Here is a 21,882-nt window from a genome sequence, read left to right as displayed (position 1 = left end):
GTTTTGCTGTCGCGTATGTGGACGGCGGTGGGGTGGGTGGCTACTTCGAGGCACTGGCCGCCCTCGCTGCCGCTGTAGCTGGACTTGCGCCAGAGGTATGCGACTTCGAGGCACTCGCCGCCCTCGCTGCCGCTGTAGCTCGACTTGAACCACTCAAGTGCGGTGCCGCTCATGCTTCTCCCAGAAGACGGTCCAACAGGTCCCTCGTGTCTTCGGTGTTGAGGGCCTGCGTCCGCAGCATCGCATACTTCTGGGTGAGGATCCCCACCCCATCGGGGTCGGCAATCAGCTGGCTTCCACGCTGCGTCTCCATGTACGCGAGCCGCTGGTGCTCGGGGGTTTCCAGGAGAACGAAGGGGCCGTCGAGCCCGGCGTGTGAGGTGCGGCCGAGGGGCAGAACCTGGAGCGTGATCCCAGGCACGCCCGCATACTCGCGCAACTTCTGCAACTGCTCGACGTAGACCTCCAGGCCGCCCAAGCGATCCCGTAGTACTGCCTCCCAGATGACGAAACTCGTGGTGGGCGGCACCTTGCGGTGCAGGATGTGCTGGCGCTCCATGCGCGTCGCGACGAGCTGCTCGATGTGGTCCTCGTCATAGACAGGTACGCGACTGCGGAAGACCGCCCGTGCGTAGCCCTCTGTCTGAAGCTGCCCGGGTACGGCCAAGCTGTCGTACACGGAAATCGCGATTGCCTCCCGCTCCCGATCCAGATACTCCTCCGCCCACAGCGGTACGAGATCCACCTCCGGCATCTCCGACAACGCAGCCACCAACGCCCCCTTCGTATCCAGGAGTTGGTCCAACTGCTCCGCGAGATCCATCTTCAGCGGACGTCTGCCCTGCTCGATGGACGCGATCTGCTGCTCCCCGACGACGAAGATCTCCCCGAGGGACTTCTGCGTATACCCGGCCGCCTCCCGGAAGAGGGCGAGCAACGCACCCACCATCCTCATCGCCGAGGCGTTCCTGCGTGACCGTCGTGACCGTGTCGTGGTGCTCATGGCGGCGAACTCCCCACCCGCGCGCGTACTTGCACTGTCGCGCGCACGTACAACTTGGCTGTACGAGTGCGCGCTCTGTTCCATGATGGACACGGAGTGTGACTGTCGTCCCGTGAATGACGAAACTCCCCTCCTGTTCCAACCTCCGTCCCCGCGCGAGCGGTTCTACCGCCGGGAGCGCCAGTCCGTTCCGGCCGCACGCGCGTTCGCGCGCGACGCGCTCATGGACTGGGGCGGGCACGGGCGCGCGGAGGACGTGCTGCTCTGCGTGAGCGAACTGGCGACGAACGCTCTGGTGCACGGCGTGCCGCCCGGCCGTGGATTCCTGCTGAGGCTGATGCCGTACGGCGAGGACGGCGGCGTACGGGTCGAGGTGCACGACAGCGGTGACGGCGTGCCGGTGTCGCCGCGGCAGGACGTCCGGGAGCCCTGCGAAGGCGGTCGGGGCCTGTTGCTGGTGTCGGAGCTGGCGGACAAGTGGGGCGTGGGGACGAGGCGTCCCGGCAAGATCGTCTGGTGCGAGTTCGTGCCCTGAGACGGCCGTCTTCGACCAGCCCGCGACGCTGCCGGAGTTCACCTCCGCGTCCCAGATGGGACCAGCTCGATCGAGGACGTGGATCCCTGAGCCTCGATCCACCGCCGTGGCGATGAGTTTGGGCGGCGGATCGGGTCTGCCCTGGCATGACTCGAATCATCGCCGACATCTCGGTCTCTCTCGACGGCTTCGTCACCGGGCCCGACCCCGGCCCGGACAACGGTCTGGGCACCGGCGGGGAGGCCCTGCACACGTGGGCGTTCTCCGACGACCCCGACGACCGCCGGGTCCTGCGCGAGGCGACCGCCCGCTCGGGCGCCGTCGTCCTCGGCCGCCACCTCTTCGACGTGGTCGACGGACCGGGCGGCTGGGACGACAAGACCGGCTACGGCGCCGGCGAGGTCGGCAAGCCCGCGTTCGTCGTCGTGACGGGCTCGCCGCCGGAGTCGGTGCGGACAGCCGACCTCGACTGGACGTTCGTCACCACCGGTCTGCCCGACGCCGTCACCGCCGCGCGCGAGCGAGCCGAGGCGGCGTCGTCGGACAGCGGCAAGGACCTCGACGTCGTCCTCATGGGCGGCGGCGCCACGATCGGCTCGGCGCTCGACGCCGGGCTGGTCGACGTGCTGTCGCTGCACCTCGCGCCGGTCGTGCTGGGCGGCGGGACACCACTGTTCACCGGCGGAGCGCCGCGCACGCTGGTGCAGCGGAGCGTGATCTCGACATCGACCGCGACGCACCTGACCTACGACGTCTGCCGGTGATCCGATGACCACTGTCAACGTCAATGAGATCGCCTTGGGCAWCGAGTCGTTCGGTGACGACGAGGCGCCGCTCGTCCTGCTCGCGGGCGGGACGACGATGCTTTCCTGGCCCGACGCGCTCTGCGAGCGCCTCGCCGCCGGCGGGCGCCGTGTCGTGCGTTACGACCTGCGCGACAGCGGAGAGTCGACGACGAGGGACCCGGCGGCGCCCGCCTACACCCTGCGCGACCTCGCCGCCGACGCGGCGGCCCTTGCTGACGCGCTCGGCGGGGGGCCTGCGCACCTCGCGGGGACCGGCGTCGGCGGGATGGTCGCCCAGGTGGCCGTGCTCGACCATCCGGGCGCGTTCTCGGCGCTCACCCTGGTCGGCACCCGCGCGGTTGCCCCTGGCCCGCCCGACGATGACCTCCCCGACCATGACCAGGCGACGATGAGCCGGCTGTTCGCGCGTCCGATGCCCGACTGGACCGACCGCGAGGCGGTCGCGGAGTTCGCCGCGGCCGGCGCGGAGATCCTCGGCGACGACCCCGTCACCGCGCGCGCGATCGCCGCACGCATCTGGGACCGCACGCCCGGCACCGCACCCCCGGTCCAGATGGCCAACCAGATGGGCATGGTCTTTTCCCGGCTCGACTGCGAACCCCGCTGGCGCGAGCGCCTGTCCGGGATCCAGGTCCCCTCGCTCGTCGTCCACGGCCGCCACAACCGGTTCTTTCCCGTCGGCAACGGCGAGGCGATCGCGCGCGAGATCCCCGGGGCACGGCTGCTCGTCCTTGACGACGCCGCCACCGCGATCCCCGATGCGGCGGTCGGCGAGGTCACCGAGGCGATGCTCACGCTCGGATAGAGGACGGCGGGGGGCCGCGCGGGTCCGGCCTCCAGCAGCAGTGGATGTCGGAGGCCCGATCCGGTCGCGTGCCCGCGATCGGCACGATTCCACTCCGAGGTTGTCTGCTACCGACGTTGGTGGGGCGCAGGCGGCCCCACGGAGTCGCGTACGACGACGTGCGTACCGAGGAGCAGGTGTTCGTCCGGGGCGCCCGGCGTGTGTTCGAGGGCCGTGCGGACGGCGAGGCGGCCGAGTTCCTCGTAGGGGACGTGGACCGTCGTCAGGGCGGGGTGCAGGTCACGGGCGAAGGGAATGTCGTCGTAGCCGGCGAGGGAGACGTCGCCGGGGACGGTCAGGCCCGCCTCGTGCAGGGCGGTGAGGGCGCCCGCCGCGACCATGTCGGTGGCGGCCACGACGGCCGTGAAGTCGAGGTCGTCCTTGAGCGCTTGCTGCATGAGGCGGTGGCCCGCGTCGCGGGTGAAGTCGCCGTGCAGGAGGAGGGCGGGGTCGGGGGTCAGGCCCCGGGCCCGGTGGGCGGCGAGGTAGCCGCGTTCGCGGCCCAGGGCCGTGGTGTGGTCCGTCCGGCCGCCGAGGAACAGCACCCGGCGGTGGCCCTGGGCGAGGACGTGGGCGACCAGGGTGTAGGCGCCGCCCTCGTTGTCGTACTCGATGACGGTCACCGGGGCGCCGGGGTCCAGTGGCGGTCTGCCGCAGAGGACCAGGCGGGAACCGGCCGAGGCGAGGGAGTCGGCCATGCGGTGGGTGCGTTCGCGGTACTCGGGGGTGTCGGCGGTGCCGCCGACCAGGATCACGGCGGCGGCGCGCTGGGCGCGCATCATCTCGACGAACTCCAGCTCGTGCCGGACGTCGCCCTCCGTGCTGCACACCAGGCAGAGGTGGCCGAGGCGGGTCGCCTCCCGTTCGACGCCGTGGGCCATGTGCGCGAACGACGGGCCGGTGATGTCCTCCAGCACGAACGCCAGCGTGGGCGTGCCGACGCCCGCGATCGCCTTCGCCCGCGCGTCCGCCACGTAGTCCAGGTCACGGACGGCCCGCATGACGCGCCCGCGCGTCGCCGCGCTCACCGGGTACACGCCGCCGAGCACCCGGGACACCGTCGACGCCGAGACCCCCGCGCGGGCCGCCACGTCCCGGATGGTGCTGCGGCTCGCGTCCCCGCTCTTCCTCGTCATGACTGCCTCGTCTCTCCGGGCGCCGGTCCGCACCCACCCCTCGGGAACTGCGGCAACAGCATGGCAACCGGTTCCCTGGACGGAGGCTAGCAGCGGGGAGGGGAGGGGAGGAGGGTTGCGCGCGGACTGGTGGCGCGGTGGTGAAGCGGACGGGCGATCCGGTGGTGAGCACGTACGCCCCTATGCCGCTCCTATGCCGCCCCCAGCGTCCCCGCGATGCCCGAGATCGCCTCCGGCCCCACCCGGCAGCAGCCGCCGATCAGGCGGGCGCCGGACTGCTGCCAGCCCTTCACCTGGTCGGCGGTGAAGGTGGAGCGGCCGGTCCAGGAGCGGGCGTCGGCGTCCCAGGTCTCGCCGCTGTTGGGGTAGACGACGACCGGCTTGCCGGTGACCCGGGCCGCGGTCGCGGCGGCGGTGTCCGCGTCCTCGGGCGCGCAGCAGTTCACGCCGACCGCGATCACCTCGTCCGCGTCGGCGGCCAGCGCGAAGGCCTCCTCCAGCGGCTGCCCGGCGCGCGTGCGGCCACCGGCGACGGAGTACGTCAGCCAGGCCGGCACCCCCAGCCCGCGCACCGCGCGCAGCAGGGCGGTGGCCTCGTCGGCGTCGGGGACCGTCTCCAGTGCGAGGACGTCGGGGCGGGCGGCGGCCAGCACCTCCAGGCGGGGGCGGTGGAAGCGCTCCAGTTCGTCGACCGTGAGGCCGTAGCGCCCCCGGTACTCGGAGCCGTCCGCGAGCATCGCCCCGTAGGGGCCGGCCGAGGCCGCCACCCACAGGGGGCGGGAGACGTGTGCGAGCCGGGCCGCGTCACGCGCCAACTCGACGCTGAGGGCCATGAGTTCGGCCGCCCGGTCGTGGTCGATCCCGCGCTTGGCGAAGCCCTCGAACGTGGCCTGGTAGCTGGCCGTGATCGCCACGTCCGCGCCCGCCCGGAAGTAGGCGAGATGCGCCTCGGTGATCGCCTCCGGCTGTTCCGCGAGCAGCCGCGCCGACCACAGCTCGTCGCTCAGGTCGTGCCCGGCCGACTCGAGCTGGTTGGACATGCCGCCGTCGAGGACGACCGTCCCGGCGGCGAGGGCTTCGGCGAGGGTGAGGGTGCTGGTCATATCGACGACCGTAGTCGAGACCGGGCGGCGGACCCCAGCCGATTGTGTCCAGTGCATGAACAGGTCGCCCAGCATGTGGGACAGCGGGTTACGATCACGGCCCTCCCCCCTCTCCGCTCGTCAGGAACGCCCATGACCGTCCCCAGCCCCGCCGAGGCCGCCGAACCCGTCGAGCCGGCCCCGGCACCCGYTCCCCGCCGCACCTTCGGCCTCGCCGCCGCCACGGCCCTCGTCATGGGCAACATCATCGGCGGCGGCATCTTCGCCCTGCCCGCCACCGTCGCCCCCTACGGCACGGTCAGCCTGCTCGCGTTCGTCGTGCTCTCGGTCGGCGCGGTCGCCCTCGCTCTGCTCTTCGGCAGGCTGGCGCGGCGCAGCCCGGTCACGGGCGGGCTGTACGTCTACCCGCGCGACGCGTTCGGCGAGTTCGCCGGGTTCCTGTCGGCCTGGTCGTACTGGACGATGTGCTGGGTCAGCATCGCCGCCCTGGCCGTCGCGGTCGTCGGCTACGTCGACGTCCTGATACCCCTGCACGGCAACCACGCGCTCCAGGCCGCTGTCGCCATGGCCGCTCTCTGGCTGCCCGCCGCGGCGAACTTCGCGGGCACGCGGTGGGTCGGCACGGTGCAGGTCGTCTCCACGGTCCTGAAGTTCGTACCGCTGCTCCTGCTGGCCACCGTCGGCTTGTTCTTCATCGACACGGACAACTTCGGCCCGTTCAACGCCTCCGGGCAGAGCGTCTCCGGCGCGCTGGCCGCCACCGCCGCACTGCTGCTGTACAGCTTCCTCGGGGTGGAGTCGGCGGCGGTCAGCGCGGGCGAGGTCCGCGACCCCGGGCGCACCGTCGCCCGGGCGAGCGTCCAGGGCACGCTGGCCTCGGCCCTGGTCTACATCCTCGGCACGGTCGCCGTCTTCGGCCTCGTCCCGCACAGCCGGCTCGTCGACTCCGGCGCCCCGTTCGCCGACGCGGTGAACGCCCTCACCGGCAGCTCCTGGGGCGGCACGGTCATCGCCCTGGTCGCCGTCGTCTCGATCACCGGCTGCCTCAACGGCTGGATCCTCATGGCCGCGCAGATGCCGTACGCCGCCGCCCGCGACGGTCTCTTCCCCGCACCCTTCGCCCGCGTCGGCAAGGGCGGCGTCCCCGGCTTCGGCGTCTGGGCCTGCGCGATCCTCGGCACGCTCCTCATCGCCCTCAACTACACGGCGGGCCCGGACACCACCTTCCGCGTCCTCGTCCTGATCACCACGTTCACCGGCTGCGTCCCGTACCTGCTGTCGGCCGCCGCCCAGCTGTACTGGCTGGTCCGCGGCACCCGCGATCGCGTCCGCCCCGCGGGCCTGGTCCGCGACCTGATCGTCGCCGTCCTCTCCTTCGGCTTCTCGTTCTGGCTGATCGCGGGCGCCGGGTACGCGGCCGTCTACCAGGGGGTGCTGTTCCTGTTCGCCGGGATTCCGGTGTACGTGTGGCTGCGGGGGCGGCGGGAGGCGGCCGCCTAACTGGTTCTAACAACAGCTGTTTGATCATGTGACTGTAGGCTCGGTCGCTCGTTGATGTGGGCATGGGGAAGCGTCAGACGCGGCCGTGGATCGTGTCGGACGAACTATGGTCGCTCATCGAGCCGTTGCTGCCCGAGCCACCGCCGAAGCAGGTCGAGGGCCGACCGCGGGTGCCCGACCGGCAGGCCTTGTGCGGCATCCTGTTCGTGCTCCACGCCGGCATCCAGTCGGGAGTACCTGCCCCAGGAGCTCGGGTTCGGCTCTGGCATGACCTGCCGGCGGCGCCTGGCGGCCTGGAACGAGGCCGGCGTCTGGGACCAGCTGCACCAGTTGCTGCTGAACAAGCTGCGCTCGAAGAACCAGCTCGACTGGTCGCGGGCGGTGATCGACTCCTCCCACGTCCGGGCCGCCCGCAAGGGCCCAAAAGCGGACCCAGCCCGGTCGACCGCGCTCGCCCGGGCAGCAAGCACCACATCATCAGCGACGGCCAAGGGATCCCGCTCGCGGTGTCTTTGACCGGCTGAAACCGCAACGACGTCACCCAGCTGCTGCCCCTGCTGGACAAGATCCCGGCCGTGGCGGGAGTCGTCGGCCGCCTGCGTCGACGTCCTGACATGCTTTTTGCGGACCGCGGCTACGACCACGACAAGTACCGCCGCCTCCTGCGGCAGCGCGGAATCCGACCCGCCATCGCCGAGCGGGGACAACCACACGGCACCGGCCTGGGCACTTTCCGCTGGATCGTCGAGCGAACCATCTCCTGGCTGCACGGCTTCCGCCGCCTGCGCATCCGCTGGGAACGACGCGACGACATCCACGAAGCCTTCCTCGGACTCGCCGTCTGCCTGATCACCCACCGACACGTCCAGAGGCTTTGTTAGGGCCACTAAACGCAATGGCGTTGCACTCGGCGGGACACCACCATGTCAGCCGCGGGCTTCTTCCAGCAGACCTGCCGCATGTGCGGTCCGCTGGTACAACACGTAGCGCCCGTCTCTGACCTTGGTGACGAGGCGTGCGCGGTGCAGTGCACTGAGGTGGTAGGAGACGGTGCCCGGTGTGCATCCGATCCGGGCGGCGAGTTCCGTGGTGGACCGGGGGGTTTCGAGGTCCGCCAGCAAGGCCGCTCGGGCGTTGCCGACCACTTGCGCGATCCTTCCGGACCTGCGACCCCTGCCGGCTCCGATCCGCTGGGCGGGGTAGTAGAGGACGAACTGCCCGGGGGTGTCGACCTGGATGATGACGTTGGGCCAGTTGAGCACGCCGGGGGCGAGGACCAGGTCCCGGCCGGTGGCATCTATTTCGCCATCCCACGACTTAGCGAGGGTGACCGCGTCGCCTGCCCAATCCATGTCGGGGTGAAGTGCTCCGAGCGCCCGGCCGACGCCATGGGTGGCGATGGCCGTCGCGCGGTGGGCGATGTCCTGATCGATGATCGAGCGTAGTTCGGGCCAGCCCTCGGAAAGGGCATCCCGCCAGAACCGGGCGAGACCGTTGGCGAGATGTCGCTGCATCCGCCCCGACTCGGCGATCCGGCGGGTGGTGGCCAGCAGCGGCCTGTTCCAGTGGGTCCGGGTGTAGGTGAAAACCTGGGTTTCGAGGTCGTCCTGCGCTGCGGCCTCGATCTGCGCGATCTGCTCGTCGAGCAGGTCACGACGCTGCGCGTCCGTCCCTGGCTGAGGGGTGAGCAGGTCAGGTGTGTAGGTGTCGCCGTTTTGCGGCAACAGGTCCGCGAGCAGAGCAACGTCCGGATGGGCAAGTGACGCGCGGGCGAGTGGTCCGGGATCTCCGAACACCGGGTGCCGTCCCGACGCGGCAGTGAGTCTTAACCACGCCATGGACTCCGACGCGGGGGAGGGGGCCAACCGCGTCCTGGCCATGGTGTCGGCGTCTACACGCAGAGTGAGCACCGCCCCGACGGTAGCAGTCGTTGCGATGGATTTGAACTGGCTCGAATGCTTTCCGGCGCGAGGTCCACGCGTGGTTGAGTCGTGGTGCCGAACAACGGCAGCAACGTTCACTGCCCGATCTGAGGCGGTCGCCTCCGCACGACGTGAGGTTGTGCATCCGTTACCCGAAGAACCTGGGAGTGGTTGTCATGGTGGGATTGAAGGACACCTCGAAGGTGAAGAGCCGCACGAGGACGGTCGGCGCGGCCGGCATGCGAGTTACGCGAACGGGCGCAGGTTCGATAGTCGCCATCACTGCCGTTCTCGGACTGAGTCTGGCAACCGCCGGCCCCGCCGCAGCCACGGATGCCGGCACCTGGCGTGCTTACGGCAACACGAATCCGATTACCTCCAGCCCCGCCACGTGGAAGTGTGCCGGCAGCAAGACGGTCGCCACCTCTGTGCTCGCGCAGGTCTGTGCGATCAGGTCGTCAAGCGGGGGCAGCGTGCAGGCGGCAGTGATCGTGCGCAACAACCGATCCAGCCTCTACAGTGCGACAGCGAACATGGACCTGTATACCGCCGCCCCTGCCACTTACCTGGGGGATTGGGCGTGCGCGTCATCGGGGGTTGGGGCGAACTCGTGGTCAGTATGCTTCGGGAAAACCCTCAGCAAGCCCAGCTCGGTGAAGGTGAACTCGGCAGGGCTCCTCAACAATGTTGACCTCGGCCAGTCACCAAACGTCTGAACCGGAGCCCATCGGGTGGCGTGAATCCTGCGCGTTGTGCTCGGTCACCCGCTCCTGAACCTCACGGTGCACGGGGATGAGGTCGGCGGCGATCCGGGCCGCGATGTCCGCCGGGTCTTGGCTCATGGCGACTCGGATGCTGTCGCGCTCACCCCTGCGGAACGGGCAGTCATTGGCGGGGAACTGGCCTCGGATGTACAGGTGTGTCGCATAAGGCCGTGGTCATGCGGCTAGACATCGGTCTGTGAGTCCAGGTCGCGTTCGGCCACCAGGCAGGCGGTAGCGGGCGCTCTGTTCCTCGTACTCGGCGAGAAGCTGGGGCAACGGGATGTCGACCGCCGTCCGCATCTCGGGGTCGGGATCGTCGTCGGTCGCCGCCGTGAGTGGCCCCTCGGGCTCCTCACCGAGAAACATCACCTCGATCCAGTGATGCTCCACCCACCGCAGGTGGCTGATCAGCCCGCACATCGTCATCAACGGCGAACCCGGGAGCGGTGCCTTGCGGGCATCTTCCTCGGACACGCCCACACACTTGGCTCGCGCCGTGTCGCGGGCGTAATCCAGGAAGGTGGCCAGCTGCGTACGTTCGTCTCACGTGGGGGGCGTATCGGTTCGTTCTGTCATCGCGGGTGAGGTTCCCATACCTCGGAGGCGGTGTCGCGTGATTTAGCCCGGTCGTGGGGACGGCCATGATGGACGAGGAAAGAGGCGGGACCCGACCTGTCCCGGCCGTGCCCCGCATGCGTGTTTAGGCTGGTGGCCACCGCATAAGGAGATGCACCGTGCCCGTCCGCCGCAGCTTCCTGTTCGTGACCGATCTCGCCTACCAGGCCCGGGGGCGGCGCTACTGCGACGAGGACATCTTCCTGACCTCCCGGCTGCGCGACACCTTCGACCTCGCCCTGTGCCACCCCCTGGACGCTGCGGCACTGATGGACGCCTTCGACGCGGTCGTGGTCCGCAACAGCGGCCCCGTACTGAGCTACCGGAAGGCGTACGACGCCTTCCGGGAGAAGGCAGCCGCACAGGGCACCCGGGTCTACAACCCGCTGTCCGGGCGCGGCGACATGGCCGGCAAGCAGTACCTGCTGGATCTGACGACTGCCGGGCACCCGGTCATCCCCACCATCGAGCGGCCCCAGGACCTGCACCTGCTGCCCGAGGCGGGGACTTACGCGGTCAAGCCGAAGGCCGGAGCGGACTCCATCGGCCTGACCTTCGTGCCCCGGGACCAGCTCAGCGGCCTCCCCTACGGCGACATCCTGGTCCAGCCACGCGTCGACTTCCGCTACGAGGTGTCCTTCTACTACATCGACGACGCCTTCCAGTACGCCCTCTACGCCCCCGACCCCGACCGGCGCTGGGTCCTTGAGCCCTACGAGCCCACCGACGCGGATCTCGCCTTTGCCCACCGCTTCATCGACTGGAACACCCTCGACCACGGCATCCAGCGCGTGGACGCCTGCCGCACCGGAGAAGGTGAACTGCTACTGGTCGAGCTGGAGGACCTCAACCCCTACCTGTCCCTCGACCTGGTCTCGGACCGGACCCGCGACGACTTCGTGACCGGCATGACGGCCTCCCTCCAACGGTTCCTGGACTCTGGCAGCCTCTAGTCCTCCCACAACAGGAACGAGTTGTCGTCACCGGGACGCCGGTAACCGTCGAGGTACCGGCCGGTCTCCAGCGCGTCGGCGGTGTGGTGCAGCAGCGCGGGCAGGGAGGCCCACATGGGGTGGGAGGACAGGTGCGAGGCGCCCAGCTTGTCGTGCTCGTGGATGCGCTCGTGCGGCCGGGAGACGTCCAGGTGCAGCACACCGCCCGCGCCGTCGGAGGCGAAGGGGATCCACTCCGGGGCGTAGGCGGGGGGAGACCCGTCACCCCAGACCTTCCTCTTGGTCCGCCAGGCGGTCACGACCTCGTCGGTGCTGAGGATCCGGTGGACGGGTGGAAGGCAGAAGCTGCCGCTGCCGTTGTGGCCCAGCAACAGGAGGGCGTGGTCGGGGTGGAGGCCCGTGCCGAGCTGTTCCTCGACCCGGGCGATGTCCGCCGCGGTGGCTGGGGGAGCCAGCTCCCGGGCGCTCCCGCGTTCCTCGAGCCAGCGCTCCACGCGCTGCCACGACTCGCCGAGCGGAGCGGGTTCCATGTGTCCTCCTGCCGGTCCCGGAAGGACCTCACCGTAAGCTGACGGGATGCCTGAAGTCGCCGTGGCGGAAGCCGAGTTTTGCGAGATCTTCGATTCCGCAGCCCCCGGAGGGACGACCCTCGTACCTCTCACGCACAACCCGTTGAACGGCGTCACCGCGGGCGTGTGGCGCGTCACGGGCGGCGGCCGGTCGGCCGTCCTGAAGGTACTGACGCGGACGAAGGAGACCAGCGTCACGTGGGCCGCCTCCAACGACCCCCGGCACTGGAACTTCTGGCGCCGGGAGGCGTACGTCTACCAGTCGGGGCTCGCCCAGGTCTGGCGGCGGCACGGCATCCGCGCGCCCCGGCTGCTGGCCTGCGTCGAACGCCCCGACGGGGACCTGGCGTTGTGGCTGGAGGACGTGCCGGGCGAACCGGCGACGGCCTGGCCGCTCGCCCGGCACGTCGAGCACGCGCACCGGCTCGGGGCCGCGCAGGGCGCGGTGGTGGCCGGGGAGGACCGGCCGTGGCTGTCGCAGCGCTTCCTGCGCGACTACACGGCCGGCAAGACGACGGGCCAGGACCTGCTGGACGATGACGAGGCCTGGCGACACCCCCTGGTCCGGGAGCACTTCCCGGCGGGCCTGCGCGAGGACATGGTCCGCCTCCACCACGACCGCGAGTGGTTCCTCACGGTCATGGAGTCCCTGCCGCGAGCCTTCTGCCATCTCGACCAGTGGCCGGCCAACGTCCGCTCCGACGGCCGCGACAGTGTCGTGTTCGACTGGGCGTTCGCCGGGGACGGCGCGCTCGGCGAGGACCTCGGCAACTACCTGCCCGACTCCGTCTTCGACCTGTTCGTCCCCGCCGCCGACCTCCCCGGCCTGGCCAAGGCGGCGTACGACGCCTACCTCCACGGCCTGCGCGAGAGCGGCTGGCGCGGCGACGAACGGCTCGTACGGCTCGCCGTGTGCGCCTCCGCCGTGAAGTACGACTGGCTCACCGCACTGATGCTCGCCCGGGCGGACGACGAGCAGCCGGCCTACGGCGGCCAGGGCTCGGTCTCCGCCGGACTCCGCCACCGCGAACGCGGGCTGACCCTCGCCTTCCTCGCCGACTGGGCGGCCGAGGCCCGGCTGCTGGCTCCCCAGCTCGGTTTCCCGGAGGCGCCGAGCGGCCGCTGACGGCGGATGTGCGAGGCTCACCGCAGGGAGAAGGGATAGAGCATGGCCCGCGTCGTCGAGTTGTGGTACTACCCCGTCAAGGGATGCGCCGGGACATCGGCGACCGAGGCACCGCTGACCCCCGCCGGACTGGCGCACGACCGCAGCTTCATGGTCGTCAGCGAGGAAGGCGTGTACCGGACCCAGCGCCGGCATCCCGGGCTGGCCGTCATCCGGCCGGCCATCACCGCCGACGGCGAACGCCTCACGCTCAGCGCGCCACGGACCGAGGCCCTGCACCTGCGCGTGGACACCTCCGGCGCCCGGCGGAAGGTGGACCTGTTCGGGACCGCCTATCAGGGCATCGACCAGGGCGACACGGCAGCCGACTGGCTCTCGGAGGTGCTGCGCGCCCGGAGCCGGCTCGTGCGCGTACCGCAGGAACACGACCGGGTGACCGACGGTCTGACACCGGGCACGTCCGGCTACGCCGACAGCTGCGCCCTGCACGTCGTCTCACGCGCCACCCTCGACCTCCTCAACCGGAAACTGACCGAACGAGGCACAGCCCCGCTGCCCATGAACCGCTTCCGCCCCAACATCGTGATCGACGGCTGGGACGGACATGACGGCGACGGCGGGGACGAACTCGACGGCTGGGCCGAACCGCACACCGAGGACCGCGCCCGCCGCATCCGCATCGGCGACACCGAACTGGGCTACGCCAAGCTCGCCATCCGGTGCGCCGTCACCCTGGTCGAGCAGGAATCCGGGGCCAAGGCGGGCCCCGAACCCCTGCGCACCCTCGCCGGCTACCGGCGGGCGTCCGAGGGCGGCATCGCCTTCGGCGCCAAGTTCGCCGTGCTGCGGCCCGGCAGTGTGTCCGTCGGCGACGACGTGGTCGTCACGTCGTGGGGCGAGTCCGAGCTGTGAGCCTCACTGCCGCGCGCGGGCCGCGTGCCGGCCGGCGCGTCGACGGCCCCGGCCGCGTCGCGTCACCATGGGTACGGCGAGGCTGACGACGAGGGCCAGCCCGAGTGCGTACGGCCACCAGCCGAAGCCGACGTCCTCCGACGCGCCGGCGCTCCGGGGCGCCACGGCACCGGACGCGGACGCCTCGGGTGCTGTCGGCGAGGGACTCGGGGCGGTTGCGGCGGTCAGGGCGACGTCGTTCCCGTCTCCCGCCCGGTAGTCGATGCGGTAGGTGGTGTCGCCGAGCTTCAGGCGGGCGCCCTGCCGCAGCCCCTTGAACGTTCCCGAGATCCTGCCGTCGCCCCTGTGGTCGAGGACGGTGACCTCACGAGCCGGCCGGCCCCGGCCTCCGAGGGCCGAGACGTCGAGGTCCCCGGCCAGCCGTACCGTCCCCGTCACTTTCAGCGGCCTGCCGCGCAGGACCAGGGTGCCCTTGGAGCTTTGCGTGTAGGAGCCGTTCACGGCGAGGCCGGTCGTCACGGCGCCTTCGTTCGTCACCGCGCCTCTGACCGTGCCACTGCCCGTCAGCGTGGTCGCGACGCGCAGTCCCGCCGGGCCCGTGTCCAGCCGTGCCCCGGCCGCCGTGAGGCGTATCGCCCTGCTGCGAGTGAGCGTGGCGCCCTTGCGCAGCGCGAGCGTGCCCCTTGAGACGGTGGTCGTCCCGGTGTACGTCACCGCGCTACCCGTCAGTGTCGTCGTGGCGGCTCCCGACTGGGTGAGCGAGCCGCTGCCGCCGATGCGGGAGAGGGTGAGAGGCCGGTTCGTGTTGCGCAGGACGAGTGAGCCGTCGTTGACGACCTTGTAGTGGGCGCCTGCCGTGTAGAGCCCGCCGTCCCCGCCCCGCTTCCCGCTGCCCAGCCGGAGTACCGCGCCCTTCTCGACCGTCGTCGAGCCGTCGTAGTACTGGACGGCCGCGAACGTCACGTCGTTGCCGGGGGTTCCGGCGATGACGATGTCGCCGGCGCCGGGGGCCGAGAGGGTGTCGTGGAACCTGCCGCCGCCGATGGGGGCGCCGAGCGTCACCGGGCCGTCGTAGTCGAAGGTGAGGCGGGAACGGGAGCGGGCGGCCAGGAGGTTGATGTAGACCGTCTCGGCGGTGCCCGGCATGAAGATCCTGTTCGTGGTGCCGTCGCCCCACTGGACGTTCGCGCCCTTGATGTTCGTGCCGCGCTTGTTGACGTTCTTGCGGGCGGGCGTCCAGTTGAGGGCCGGGTCGCTGAGCGACGGGTCCCTGTCGCCGCCCTGGTCCGACCAGCTGTACTGGCCTCTGAGGATCACCTTGCCGCCGGGCCGCGACTGGACGTTGATGTCGCTGCCGTACTCGCGCTGGTAGAAGTGCATGCCCATCGTGACGGTCCGGCCCAGGGGCGTGTCGACGGTCCAGGTGCCCTGGTTGAGGACCTTGCGGACGTTCGGGAGCGAGGTCGCGTACTCCGGGCGGCCCGCGTTCAGCTGCGTGCCGTTGTCGATCACTCCGGAGAAGGAGTGCGTGCCCGACACGTCCCAGGTGCCCCACAGGAACCTCGGCTGGGTGATCAGCCCGGAGCCGCTGATGGTGCCCAGGTTGTACGCGCTCCTCAGCGACAGCCGCAGGGTGCCGTTGACCCGGATGTTGTCCTGGTTGAGGCGGAACGCCGGGGTGTCGTACGGGAAGCGGCCGATCAGTCCCGTCGTACCGCCGTCGCCGTACTGGAGCGTCGCACCGCGCTCCACCGTGACCGCCGGCGGGTCGGGATTGGAGACGGTGACGTACGGGTGGTTCCCGCCCAGCGTCCGCACCCGCTGCCGCCGCCGGGACTCCGGGAGCGTGAAGTCGCTGTCCTTGGTGAGGACCAGGGTCCCGCTGCCGCGCACCGTGAGCGTGCCCTCGCCGCGGAACACGCCGTCGTACGTCGTCGCCCCGCGCGGCACGGTGACGACCGTGTCGCCGCTGAGCGTCACGTCCCGGTCGGCCAGCACGTCGGCGGTGACGTCCCGGGGGCCGGCGGCCACCGCCGGGGGAGCGGCGAGCAGGGAGGCGACCGCCGCCAGGACACCGGCGGCCGCTGCTGTGGTGTGGGTGAGACTGCGCACGGGAGGGGAGACGCGGGTGGCGGGCGGCCGATAACAGAAAATCGACGGTTGCCTTTCACTCGGTCCCGGACATCGCCCTGCTGCGGACCGCTCAGTGCCGGGCGAACTGGACACGGGTCCGCTGTACGGCGTCCGGGCGGACCGTGATGCCGTCGACGGTGAGTTGTTCGCCGTAGATGTCGGTGAGCCTCAGGGGGCCGCCGCAGCCGGTGCCGTCGGGGGAGAGGAAGTAGTTGTACTCGGTACGGGTCAGCCGGGTCCATCCGCTGCCGGTCCTGACTTCCAGTCGGGCCAGCGGGTTGCGGTGGTCGAGCGCCTGGATGCCGCACCAGTGTTGGCTGGAGCCGGTCTTGTAGCGGATCGAGACGGTGTCGGACGTGCTGGGGCTCAGCAGGCTCCAGGTGACCGGGATCCGGCCGGCGGACAGGCCGGCGAGCTTGGCGAAGGCCTCTTTGCTGAGGTCGAGTTGGCCGGGGGCGCAGGGCAGCGGGCATTCGTTGGTGATCCGGACCGTGACCGAGGCGCCGTTCGCCGCGCGGACGAGGATGTACGCACCGCACGCCTTGGACGTCTCGTAGTCGGTGTGGTTCATCGCCGCGACCATGAGGTCGGGGCTCGGGCCGTACAGGCAGGCGCCGTCGCCGTCCGCGGCGTCGTAGTGGGTGGCGACCCCCTTGTAGGCGACCTGGGGCTGGATACGTCCCGCCAGCGGTGCCGTGCCGGACGCCGGCCGTGGTGAGGACGGCGGGGCGCTGGTGGGCGAGGGGCGCTCCGACGGGGTGGTCGCGGTCGGCGTCGGGGATGCCTTGGACGGTTTGGGCTTCGGCTTCGGCTTCGGGCTCGGCTTGGCCTTCTGCTCCGGGGCCGTGCGCGGGGCACTCGGCTTGTTGCCCGCGGTGGGCTCGGCAGCGGCTCGCACGGCGTTCGGCTCGCTGTCGGGGCGGAGCACCATCACCAGGGACAGCAGAACTCCCATCGCTGCCACGGCGACAGCGGAGACGAGGGCCGTGCGCCGCTCGCGGAGGGGACGGCGGCGGGAATGGGATGCCACGGATGAGTCCTTACGTGGTTCAGGAGAATGCGCGCTTCCGACTCATCAGTGGCCGCCGGGACGGGAAAGGTTGCCGGGCGGGTCCTTCGAGTTTCGGCGACCTCGACGACCCGGCCGCCCTCTTCCTCCCGTCAGACCCGTTGACCTCCACGTGGCGCACCCTTACCTTTTCGGCGTTCGTAATGACAGATGGTGTTCGAAATGTCAGACGACGCATCAGACAACGCCGTGTGTCCCCCAGCGAGAGGCAGGCCCCACCGCATGAGCCGCGACCGCGACCACGCTCTGCCCGAACCCCCCAGCCGCAGACTGCTGCTGAAGGGCGCCGCAGCCGCCGGTGCCCTGGCCGCCGTCCCCGCCGTCCCGGGTGTGGCCCAGGCCGTCACCCCGGCCAGGCCCCCCAAGCCGGCTCCCTTCGTGAACCCGCTCGTCCGCAACCGGGCCGACCCGCACATCAACCGGCACAAGGACGGCTTCTACTACTTCACCGCCACCGCCCCCGAGTACGACCGCATCATCCTGCGCCGCTCCCGCACCCTGAACGGCCTGGGCACGGCGGACGAGTCCGTGATCTGGCGCGCCCACCCCACGGGCAACATGGGAGCGCACATCTGGGCGCCCGAACTGCACCGCATCGGCGGCAAGTGGTACATCTACTTCGCCTCGGCGCCCGCGGAGGATGTCTGGGCGATCCGCATATGGGTGCTGGAGAACGCCCATCCCAACCCGTTCAAGGGCACCTGGGTGGAGAAGGGGCAGGTGAAGACGGCCTGGGAGACCTTCTCCCTGGACGCCACCACCTTCACCCACCGCGGCAAGCGCTACCTCGCCTGGGCACAGCACGAGCCCGGAATGGACAACAACACCGGCATCTTCCTGTCCGAGATGGCGAACCCCTGGACCCTGAAGGGCCCGCAGGTGCGGCTCTCCACCCCCGAGTACGACTGGGAGCGCATCGGCTTCAAGGTCAACGAGGGCCCGTACGTCATCAAGCGCAACGGCCGCCTCTTCATGACGTACTCGGCCAGCGCCACCGACTTCAACTACTGCATGGGCCTGCTGACCGCGGACGCCGACAGCCACCTGCTGGACCCCATCAGCTGGACCAAGTCGCCGACGCCGGTCTTCACCAGCAACGACACCACCAAGCAGTACGGCCCCGGCCACAACTGCTTCACCGTCGCCGAGGACGGACGCACCGACGTCCTCGTCTACCACGCCCGCCAGTACAAGGAGATCAACGGCGACCCGCTGAACGACCCCAACCGGCACACCCGCATCCAGAAGCTCGGCTGGAAGCCGGACGGCACCCCGGACTTCGGCATCCCGGTCGCCGACACCGTGAAGGCGGGTGACTGAGATGAGACGCGCGTACGCGCTCCTCCTCGCCCTGTGCCTGGCGCTGGCCGGCGCCCTCGCCACCGCCGGGACGGCACAGGCCGCGCCCCAGACCATCACCAACGGCACCCAGTTCAAGGACACCTCCGGCAACCCGGTCCACGCGCACGGCGGCGGAGTCATCAAGGTCGGCTCGTACTACTACTGGTTCGGCGAGCACCGCAACGCCGACAACACCTTCCGGTACGTCGACGCCTACCGCTCGACCGACCTGAAGAACTGGGAGTTCCGCAACCACGTCCTCACCGAGGCGAGCGACCCGGAGCTCGCGACCGCCAACATCGAGCGGCCGAAGGTCATGTACAACGCCTCCACCGGCAAGTTCGTCATGTGGATGCACAAGGAGAACGGCACCGACTACAGCGAGGCCCGCGCCGCCGTCGCCGTCTCCGACACCGTCGACGGCGACTACACCTGGAAGGGCAGCTTCCGCCCGCTCGGCCAGCACATGTCCCGCGACATCACGGTCTTCGTCGACACCGACGGCGCCGGGTACATGATCTCCGCCGCCCGCGAGAACTACGACCTCCAGATCTACCGCCTCACCGCCGACTACACCGGCATCGCGAGCCTGGTCGCCAACCCCTGGCCCGGCGGCCACCGCGAGGCCCCGGCACTGTTCAAGCGGAACGGCGTGTACTTCATGCTGACCTCGGGCGCCACGGGCTGGAACCCCAACCAGCAGCAGTACGCCACGGCCACCAGCATCGCCGGGCCCTGGTCGGCCATGAAGAACATCGGCGACTCGACGACGTTCGGCTCGCAGACCGCCTACGTCCTCCCGGTGCAGGGCAGTTCGGGCACCTCGTACCTGTACATGGGCGACCGCTGGGGCAACTCCTTCGGCGGGACCGTCAACGACTCGCGGTACGTGTGGCTGCCGCTGACCTTCTCCAACTCGACCACGATGTCCATGTCCTGGTCGCCGGAGGTCACCATCGACACGGCCGCCGGGACCGTCTCCGGCACCAGCGCCACGTACAACACGCTCATCGCCCGCCACTCCTCCAAGTGCGCGGACGTGACCAGCCAGTCGCTGTGGGCGGGTGCCCAGCTCAAGCAGTACGACTGCAACGGCGGCACCAACCAGAAGTACTGGTTCAAGTCCGTCGGAAGCGGTTACTACCAGCTGATGGTGAGGAACAGCTCCCTGTGCGTGCAGGAGAACGCGAGCACGGTCACGCAGGAGAACTGCAACGCCTCCGCGACGAGCCAGCAGTGGTCGCTGACCACCACCGGCTCGTACGTGAACGTCAAGTCCCGTGCGACCGGCGAGTGCCTCGACGTGAACGGCGCGTCCACCGCCAACGGCGCCGCGCTCATCACGTACACGTGCAACGGAGGCACCAACCAGCAGTGGACACGCGGGACATGACGATCGCCCTGACGGCCGTTACGTCAGCAGGTCGATCGCGTCGAGCGCCGTCCCCGCACTGAGGAAGCCGGTCGCCCCCGACCCGCTCACCACGTCGATCCTGAGCACGTTGTACTGACTCGGGTCCGTCTTCCAGGCGGACGCCGGCACGCTGTACGTGAACGTGTGGTTGTTGCCGCGGTACGAACCGTTGGTCAGCGACCGGGTGTTCGGCTGGGTGGGCGGGGAGGGGATGGCGGACGTCCAGGCGTCGTTGACCGTCACCTGCGGGCGGCCGTTGGAGTACGCCGTCGTCACCCCGATGCGCAGGGTGTGCGCGGCCGCCGCCTGGGCCGCCGTCAGCCGGAAGTACACCAGGATCCCGCTGTTGACGTCCTTCCAGAGGTAGCAGGGGAAGGCCGCCGTCTCGCCGTCGCCGATGACGACGCTCCCCGTCCAGGACGCGGCCCGCGCGTCGGACGGATGCGCGTACGTCATCAGGTCCGCGTTCTTGAACCCGCCCGGCGTGCCGTTCCAGTCGCCGATCCGCCAGATCGCGCTCGCGTTCGACGGGTCGTTGGAGGACGGGATCGCGATCGTGTTCAGGGTGGTCGTGCCGCCCGCCGACACGCTCACCGACGTGGTGTAAACCGCCAGCTCGCCCTTGAAGACGGTCAGCGTGTACGTCCCCGGCAACACGCCCGGGACGGAGAAGTAGCCGTCCGAGGAACGCGCCGAACCCCAGTACTGCGCCGCCGCGTTGGCCAGCCCCACCGTGTACGGGTACGCCGTGTTCCGCCCGGACATCCCGACGCCCGCGACCTTGCCCCGGCCGCTCGCCGGCACGTACCCGGGAATGCCGAGCGAGTCGGCCCACGGCGTCGTCAGCGTGCCCGGGAACAGCGCCGACGAGGGCGCTCCGCCGTCCGTGAAGGCGATGACGTACGGGCCCTGGAGGCCGAACCGCTGGTCCTCGGTCTGGTTCTGGCCGTAGTGGAGGATCTCGTACAGACCGCCGCCGTCCGCGCTCTGGTGGCGCAGCAGGGAGCGGTAGAAGGGACCGCCGGAGGCCTTCTCGTGGTTGCTGCGCACCATCCACAGGCCGACGCCGCCGGCGGACCAGCCGATGTGGTCGTAGTCCATGACGCGTCGCTTGGAGTAGTGCTTGGAGCGGGTCTGCCCGTCGGACTTCCGGAACACGTCGGAGGCCTCGATGGCGGTGGGCGCGTACGTGTACGAGTCGGGCTCGTCGTTGAGGAAGGCGCCCTTCTTCACGCGCACGATGTACCGGGTCGCGGAGACGGACGTGTCGGCCTTGTTCGTCCACAGGTAGACGTTGTTCTCGCCGCTGCGGGCCGCGTAGTAGTGCCTGAGCGTGCCGTGCGTGACCGAGACCAGGATCGTCGAGCCGGACTGCCTGATACTCACGGTGGAGGCACCGAGGCCGGACTCGATGTGCGAGTTCATGCCGCCGTAGCCCTGGTACTCCGTGCCCCGGTAGACCAGGGAGGTCAGATCGCCGGTGGACTTGCTCACCTTGAAGACCAGTTGGGCGCCGGTGTCGACGACGTAGTTCGAGCCGTCGTCGGTCCAGCCGAAGCCGGCTGCGTGCGCCGTGCCGGTGAGGGCCGTGCCGACGGCGGCGGTGGCGCCGAGGACGAAGGCGCGGCGGCCGGCCGGTCTGTTCGCGGGTCCGGGCATGGGGGGTGACTCCTTCGGGAGGTGCTGGTGGGGGCGGGGGTGTGAGCGAGAGTGACAGTTGAATCGATTTCGCGAAAGGGCTTTCGCACGCTTGGCGGGAGCATCTTTGCGAAATCGAGCCCAGGTCTAGAAAGCGCTTGCCAGAGGCGATACGTTCAGCCGCCAGGCCTTGTCACCGTGACGGAGGAGCTGCGAGTGAGACGTTTCAACATGGCCGTGCTGGCGGCCGTGACACTGAGCACCGCCCTGTCCGCCGTACCCGCCCACGCGGGCGAGGCGAGCGTGAGGCCGGGCCTCGCGAACTGCACCGCCGGTGCCTGCCACTTCGACGTCCCGCCCGGCACCTACGACGTGCGGGTCGTGCTCGGCGGGAAGACCGCGTCCGCCACGAGCGTCAGCGGCGAGACCCGCCGGTCCCTGCTGCCGGAGACGGCCGCACCGGCGGGCGAGCGCGTCACCCGCAGTTTCACCGTGAACG

At 70.2% G+C, this 21,882-nt stretch carries 19 protein-coding genes and 3 pseudogenes; 12 read left to right on the top strand and 10 right to left on the bottom strand.

Translation table 11 applies throughout. The annotated features are described in order from the left end of the window. Together CA983_RS20820 and CA983_RS20815 are read right to left on the bottom strand one after the other, a co-directional pair. Positions 1 to 173 (bottom strand): DUF397 domain-containing protein (locus CA983_RS20820; RefSeq protein ID WP_086602417.1); only part of this gene is annotated, 173 nt, incomplete at its 3' end. After that, complete coding sequence (locus CA983_RS20815) at positions 170 to 1,003, bottom strand: helix-turn-helix domain-containing protein (RefSeq protein ID WP_167407423.1); 834 nt, start codon at positions 1,001 to 1,003, stop codon at positions 170 to 172. The genes CA983_RS20815 and CA983_RS20820, both read right to left, overlap by 4 nt. A gap of 85 nt (positions 1,004 to 1,088) precedes the next feature. Between CA983_RS20815 and CA983_RS20810 the strand changes: the two genes are divergently transcribed. The 3 genes from CA983_RS20810 to CA983_RS20800 all read left to right on the top strand — a co-directional run bounded on the left by CA983_RS20810 (position 1,089) and on the right by CA983_RS20800 (position 3,149). After that, a complete protein-coding gene (locus CA983_RS20810; protein ID WP_086602415.1) occupies positions 1,089 to 1,538 on the top strand; it encodes an ATP-binding protein in 450 nt (149 codons plus the stop codon). Between the two features lie 146 nt (positions 1,539 to 1,684). Beyond that, positions 1,685 to 2,302 carry a dihydrofolate reductase family protein gene (locus CA983_RS20805; protein WP_086602414.1) on the top strand — a complete coding sequence of 206 codons (618 nt, stop codon included), beginning with the start codon at positions 1,685 to 1,687 and terminating at the stop codon, positions 2,300 to 2,302. A 4-nt stretch (positions 2,303 to 2,306) separates the two neighbouring features. Then, the gene (locus tag CA983_RS20800) at positions 2,307 to 3,149 is read left to right on the top strand and encodes an alpha/beta fold hydrolase (protein ID WP_086602413.1); all 843 of its coding nucleotides are present in this window, start codon (positions 2,307 to 2,309) and stop codon (positions 3,147 to 3,149) included. Positions 3,150 to 3,256: 107 nt separating this feature from the next. Here the strand turns inward: CA983_RS20800 and CA983_RS20795 are convergent, their stop codons facing one another. Then, positions 3,257 to 4,324, bottom strand: a complete 1,068-nt coding sequence (locus tag CA983_RS20795) for a LacI family DNA-binding transcriptional regulator (RefSeq protein WP_086602412.1) — start codon at positions 4,322 to 4,324, stop codon at positions 3,257 to 3,259. Positions 4,325 to 4,515: 191 nt separating this feature from the next. Continuing rightward, positions 4,516 to 5,427, bottom strand: a complete 912-nt coding sequence (gene mmuM / locus CA983_RS20790; RefSeq protein WP_086602411.1) for a homocysteine S-methyltransferase — start codon at positions 5,425 to 5,427, stop codon at positions 4,516 to 4,518. 132 nt (positions 5,428 to 5,559) lie between these two features. On the opposite strand from mmuM, the gene CA983_RS20785 reads away from it, so the two are divergent. Further along, positions 5,560 to 6,927 (top strand): amino acid permease, encoded by a 1,368-nt coding sequence (locus CA983_RS20785; protein ID WP_086602410.1) that lies wholly within the window; start codon positions 5,560 to 5,562, stop codon positions 6,925 to 6,927. 62 nt (positions 6,928 to 6,989) lie between these two features. After that, positions 6,990 to 7,808 (top strand): annotated as a pseudogene (locus tag CA983_RS20780) (IS5 family transposase). Positions 7,809 to 7,853: 45 nt separating this feature from the next. On the opposite strand, the gene CA983_RS20775 reads toward CA983_RS20780, so the two are convergent. Beyond that, the gene (locus tag CA983_RS20775) at positions 7,854 to 8,837 is read right to left on the bottom strand and encodes a helix-turn-helix domain-containing protein (protein ID WP_086602409.1); all 984 of its coding nucleotides are present in this window, start codon (positions 8,835 to 8,837) and stop codon (positions 7,854 to 7,856) included. A gap of 188 nt (positions 8,838 to 9,025) precedes the next feature. Between CA983_RS20775 and CA983_RS20770 the strand changes: the two genes are divergently transcribed. Continuing rightward, positions 9,026 to 9,565, top strand: a complete 540-nt coding sequence (locus CA983_RS20770; RefSeq protein ID WP_208637002.1) for a hypothetical protein — start codon at positions 9,026 to 9,028, stop codon at positions 9,563 to 9,565. A 242-nt stretch (positions 9,566 to 9,807) separates the two neighbouring features. Here the strand turns inward: CA983_RS20770 and CA983_RS20765 are convergent. Beyond that, positions 9,808 to 10,141, bottom strand: a pseudogene (locus CA983_RS20765) (mycothiol transferase); the annotation flags it as partial. Positions 10,142 to 10,347: 206 nt separating this feature from the next. Between CA983_RS20765 and CA983_RS20760 the strand changes: the two are divergent. After that, positions 10,348 to 11,181, top strand: a complete 834-nt coding sequence (locus CA983_RS20760) for an ATP-grasp domain-containing protein (protein WP_086602407.1) — start codon at positions 10,348 to 10,350, stop codon at positions 11,179 to 11,181. On the opposite strand, the gene CA983_RS20755 is transcribed toward CA983_RS20760, so the two are convergent. Further along, positions 11,178 to 11,711: an SMI1/KNR4 family protein gene (locus tag CA983_RS20755; RefSeq protein WP_086602406.1), complete on the bottom strand. Its 534-nt coding sequence runs from the start codon at positions 11,709 to 11,711 to the stop codon at positions 11,178 to 11,180. The two genes, CA983_RS20760 and CA983_RS20755, sit on opposite strands and share 4 nt — an antisense overlap. A gap of 46 nt (positions 11,712 to 11,757) precedes the next feature. Between CA983_RS20755 and CA983_RS20750 the strand changes: the two genes are divergently transcribed. After that, positions 11,758 to 12,876: an aminoglycoside phosphotransferase family protein gene (locus CA983_RS20750; RefSeq protein ID WP_086602405.1), complete on the top strand. Its 1,119-nt coding sequence runs from the start codon at positions 11,758 to 11,760 to the stop codon at positions 12,874 to 12,876. 42 nt (positions 12,877 to 12,918) lie between these two features. Continuing rightward, positions 12,919 to 13,788: an MOSC domain-containing protein gene (locus tag CA983_RS20745; RefSeq protein WP_086602404.1), complete on the top strand. Its 870-nt coding sequence runs from the start codon at positions 12,919 to 12,921 to the stop codon at positions 13,786 to 13,788. 3 nt (positions 13,789 to 13,791) lie between these two features. On the opposite strand, the gene CA983_RS20740 is transcribed toward CA983_RS20745, so the two are convergent. Both CA983_RS20740 and CA983_RS20735 read right to left on the bottom strand, forming a co-directional pair. Further along, positions 13,792 to 15,900 carry an autotransporter-associated beta strand repeat-containing protein gene (locus CA983_RS20740; protein WP_086602403.1) on the bottom strand — a complete coding sequence of 703 codons (2,109 nt, stop codon included), beginning with the start codon at positions 15,898 to 15,900 and terminating at the stop codon, positions 13,792 to 13,794. A gap of 91 nt (positions 15,901 to 15,991) precedes the next feature. Next, positions 15,992 to 16,951, bottom strand: a complete 960-nt coding sequence (locus CA983_RS20735; RefSeq protein ID WP_208637001.1) for an expansin EXLX1 family cellulose-binding protein — start codon at positions 16,949 to 16,951, stop codon at positions 15,992 to 15,994. 261 nt (positions 16,952 to 17,212) lie between these two features. Between CA983_RS20735 and CA983_RS20730 the strand changes: the two genes are divergently transcribed. After that, positions 17,213 to 18,310: a glycoside hydrolase family 43 protein gene (locus CA983_RS20730; protein WP_086602402.1), complete on the top strand. Its 1,098-nt coding sequence runs from the start codon at positions 17,213 to 17,215 to the stop codon at positions 18,308 to 18,310. 1 nt (position 18,311) lies between these two features. After that, entirely contained in the window at positions 18,312 to 19,724 is a 1,413-nt protein-coding gene (locus tag CA983_RS20725; RefSeq protein ID WP_086602401.1) for an RICIN domain-containing protein, read from the top strand. An 18-nt stretch (positions 19,725 to 19,742) separates the two neighbouring features. Here the strand turns inward: CA983_RS20725 and CA983_RS20720 are convergent, their stop codons facing one another. Continuing rightward, a complete protein-coding gene (locus CA983_RS20720; RefSeq protein WP_086602400.1) occupies positions 19,743 to 21,404 on the bottom strand; it encodes a rhamnogalacturonan lyase B N-terminal domain-containing protein in 1,662 nt (553 codons plus the stop codon). A 195-nt stretch (positions 21,405 to 21,599) separates the two neighbouring features. Here CA983_RS20720 and CA983_RS20715 point away from each other — a divergent pair. Further along, positions 21,600 to 21,882 (top strand): annotated as a pseudogene (locus CA983_RS20715) (carbohydrate esterase); the annotation flags it as partial.

The organism is Streptomyces swartbergensis (genome assembly GCF_002148965.1).
Lineage (GTDB): Bacteria > Actinomycetota > Actinomycetes > Streptomycetales > Streptomycetaceae > Streptomyces > Streptomyces swartbergensis.
This window is presented reverse-complemented; position numbering and strand designations above follow the sequence as displayed.

Coding starts and splice junctions, on each gene's coding strand:
- CA983_RS20815 (WP_167407423.1), bottom strand. CDS start 1,003: ATGAGCACCACGACACGGTCACGACGGTCACGCAGGAACGCCTCGGCG.
- CA983_RS20810 (WP_086602415.1), top strand. CDS start 1,089: ATGGACACGGAGTGTGACTGTCGTCCCGTGAATGACGAAACTCCCCTC.
- CA983_RS20805 (WP_086602414.1), top strand. CDS start 1,685: ATGACTCGAATCATCGCCGACATCTCGGTCTCTCTCGACGGCTTCGTC.
- CA983_RS20795 (WP_086602412.1), bottom strand. CDS start 4,324: ATGACGAGGAAGAGCGGGGACGCGAGCCGCAGCACCATCCGGGACGTG.
- mmuM (WP_086602411.1), bottom strand. CDS start 5,427: ATGACCAGCACCCTCACCCTCGCCGAAGCCCTCGCCGCCGGGACGGTC.
- CA983_RS20770 (WP_208637002.1), top strand. CDS start 9,026: ATGGTGGGATTGAAGGACACCTCGAAGGTGAAGAGCCGCACGAGGACG.
- CA983_RS20755 (WP_086602406.1), bottom strand. CDS start 11,711: ATGGAACCCGCTCCGCTCGGCGAGTCGTGGCAGCGCGTGGAGCGCTGG.
- CA983_RS20750 (WP_086602405.1), top strand. CDS start 11,758: ATGCCTGAAGTCGCCGTGGCGGAAGCCGAGTTTTGCGAGATCTTCGAT.
- CA983_RS20745 (WP_086602404.1), top strand. CDS start 12,919: ATGGCCCGCGTCGTCGAGTTGTGGTACTACCCCGTCAAGGGATGCGCC.
- CA983_RS20730 (WP_086602402.1), top strand. CDS start 17,213: ATGAGCCGCGACCGCGACCACGCTCTGCCCGAACCCCCCAGCCGCAGA.
- CA983_RS20725 (WP_086602401.1), top strand. CDS start 18,312: ATGAGACGCGCGTACGCGCTCCTCCTCGCCCTGTGCCTGGCGCTGGCC.
- CA983_RS20720 (WP_086602400.1), bottom strand. CDS start 21,404: ATGCCCGGACCCGCGAACAGACCGGCCGGCCGCCGCGCCTTCGTCCTC.